Below are 2648 nucleotides of genomic sequence, written 5' to 3' on the forward strand. Positions count from 1 at the left end.
GACCGCTTGGCCTCCGACTTTAGGACATTGCTGTATATCGGTGATGATGGTGAAGTATCAATGGATGTGATTTTAGACCATGAACGAGAAACATTCTGGGCAACTCAGAAGACAATGGCTGAAGTATTTTGTGTTGAACGTTCAGTAATTACAAAACATTTGAAAAATATTTATGATAGTGGGGAATTAATTAAAGATTCAACATGTGCAAAAATTGCACATGTTCAAAAGGAGGGTAATCGTGAAGTAAAGAGAAAAACAACTTTTTACAATCTTGATGCTATTATCTCAGTAGGTTACAGAGTAAACTCTAAAAATGCAACACGCTTTAGAATTTGGGCTACTGGTGTTTTAAGGGAATTTATGATTAAAGGATTCGTTTTAGATGATGAATTGTTAAAAAACGGGTCACGTTTTGGAAAGGACTATTTTAATGATCTGCTTGAAAGAATAAGAGAAATTAGGGTTTCAGAAAGAAGATTCTATGAAAAATTAACGGATTTGTATGCTACAAGCCATGATTATAATAAAAATGCTGAAATAACTAGGAATTTTTATGCTAAAGTTCAAAATAAGCTCCATTATGCTATTTCTGGATTGACTGCACCGGAAATTATTAAGGATCGTGCTGATAGTGATAAAGAAAATATGGGCTTAACATCTTGGAAACATTCTCCAAATGGTAAAATTCAGCTAAGCGATACTAAAATCGCTAAAAATTATTTAACTGAAAATGAAATTGCTGAACTTAATAAACTTGTTGAACTGTACCTTAATTTTGCTGAACTTCAAGCAACAAGAGAAATTCCGATGGCCATGAAGGATTAGGCGGAACAGTTGGACAAATTCCTAGAATTTGTAGGCTATCGAATTTTAAAAGGAAAAGGAAAAGTTTCCCGTGATGAAATTAATGTATTTGCTGAAGAGGAGTTTAATAAATTTAGACCTATTCAGGATAAGTTATACAAATCAGATTATAATGAATTTGAAGAAAGAACTCGAAAACTGTTAAACAGCTAATTTTATATTTTAATAGATTTTAATATTAACTCATGTTGAGTAGTGATTCATCAAGCAGTGTGGAGGTAATGCTTCAAAATCCTAAAAAAGCTTTGATAAGAATGTCCATACCTCTTATTGTTTCATTGCTCATAACCAGTTTTTATAATCTGATTGATGCCGCCTGGGTATCTGGACTTGGTGCAGATGCGCTTGCTGGTGTCGGATTTTTCACGCCGATTTTCATGATTTTGGTTGGTTTTGGAAATGGGTTAGGTTCGGGTGCTGCTTTTGCTCTTTCAAAATATCTTGGTGAAGACAATAAGCAAAAGGCAGACAATGCCTCTGTCCATTCCATCATCATTGACATTGCCGTTTCAATAATTTTAACTGTTGTATTGCTGTTTTCATTAAATCCGATCTTGAATGCTATGGGTGTAGGCCAAACTATCGGCTATGCAACAGACTATGGTGTAATTATTCTTTTCGGTTCAATTTTTATAATCTTGTCTAATGCATTATACGGTATTTTTAGAGGGGAAGGAGACACAACCCGGCCAATGTATGCCATGGTGGCTTCGGCTATTTTAAACATGATTCTGGATCCTATTTTTATCTACACCTTAAATCTGGGGGTTAAAGGGGCGGCGATAGCCACAATAATCTCATCGATATCTGTGATTTTTATTCTGCTATACTGGTTTTACATCAAAAAGGACACTTATCTGAAGCCTTATTTTGGCAATTTCAATCATGAAAGGGATATTTCAATTGATGTGATTAAGGTCGGAATTCCGGCCAGCATTCAACTGTTGAACAATGCATTCTTTGCAGCTGTTTTCTCTGCACTTTTGGCTTATCTTGGCTCAACGGATTCCGTTGCGGTTTACTCGACTGGATGGAGGATAGTTATAATCGGTACAACGCCAATTCTGGCTATTGGAACCGCAGTAATCAGTGTTATTGCTGCTAATTATGGAGCAAAAAACTATAAGAATATTCAAACCGCCCATAGATATGCAATGAAGGTATCTGTAGTCATTGGATTTGCTGTAGCTGTTTTGACCAATATGTTTGCAGGGGATATCGCTTCAATATTCGCATCTAATGGGAGCAGCGTTAGGATAGCTTCAGAACTGACAAGTTTTCTTGCTTGGATTGTAATATACTATCCGACAATGGGGGTTGGTGTTGCTTCAACTTATGTTTTCCAGGGTGTTGGCAAGGGTTTGACTGCAATGTTTCAAACAATCATGCGAGAGACAGGCTTTACAATATTTTTTGCAGTTTTATTGGGTGTTGTTTTGGGATATGGCGTATGGGGGGCTTGGATGGGCATTGTTTTAGGAGAGATTGTTTCAAATAACATCACAATGGTTTGGGCTGATTTGCACATAAAAAAACTTATGAAAATTTCTTAATTTTTTTTACATTTTCATTAATTATTACTTTTTTATATTTTTTTAATAATAATTTATTACTTTTTTATAAAAAAGTATTTATACTATAATTTTTATACATAAATACATGTAAAGTTTGGAGTAATGATATTAAAATCAATTTTTAATACTGCCAACATACACCTATCTTTAAACTTGCCTCTCCTCCTATTACTTCAAACTTCCTCTCTTTTATTGCTTTTGGAAAAA

Annotated in this window: 3 protein-coding genes; all 3 read left to right on the top strand. The window is 34.6% G+C overall.

The window, feature by feature from the left end; translation table 11 throughout:
- On the top strand, positions 1-828 hold an 828-nt coding region (rhuM, locus tag ACKI4K_RS03000; RefSeq protein ID WP_407422146.1), incomplete at its 5' end, for a RhuM family protein.
- A 9-nt stretch (positions 829-837) separates the two neighbouring features.
- Complete coding sequence (locus ACKI4K_RS03005; RefSeq protein WP_407422148.1) at positions 838-1020, top strand: hypothetical protein; 183 nt, start codon at positions 838-840, stop codon at positions 1018-1020.
- Positions 1021-1052: 32 nt separating this feature from the next.
- The gene (locus tag ACKI4K_RS03010; protein WP_407422150.1) at positions 1053-2420 is read left to right on the top strand and encodes an MATE family efflux transporter; all 1368 of its coding nucleotides are present in this window, start codon (positions 1053-1055) and stop codon (positions 2418-2420) included.
- The last annotated feature ends 228 nt before the right edge of the window (positions 2421-2648 follow it).

It is taken from the genome of Methanobrevibacter sp., assembly GCF_045644645.1.
In the GTDB taxonomy this organism is placed as follows: Archaea; Methanobacteriota; Methanobacteria; order Methanobacteriales; family Methanobacteriaceae; genus Methanocatella.

Bases quoted from the DNA above. Each gene is read 5' to 3' on its own strand.
- ACKI4K_RS03010 (WP_407422150.1), top strand. From the start codon at position 1,053: ATGTTGAGTAGTGATTCATCAAGCAGTGTGGAGGTAATGCTTCAAAAT.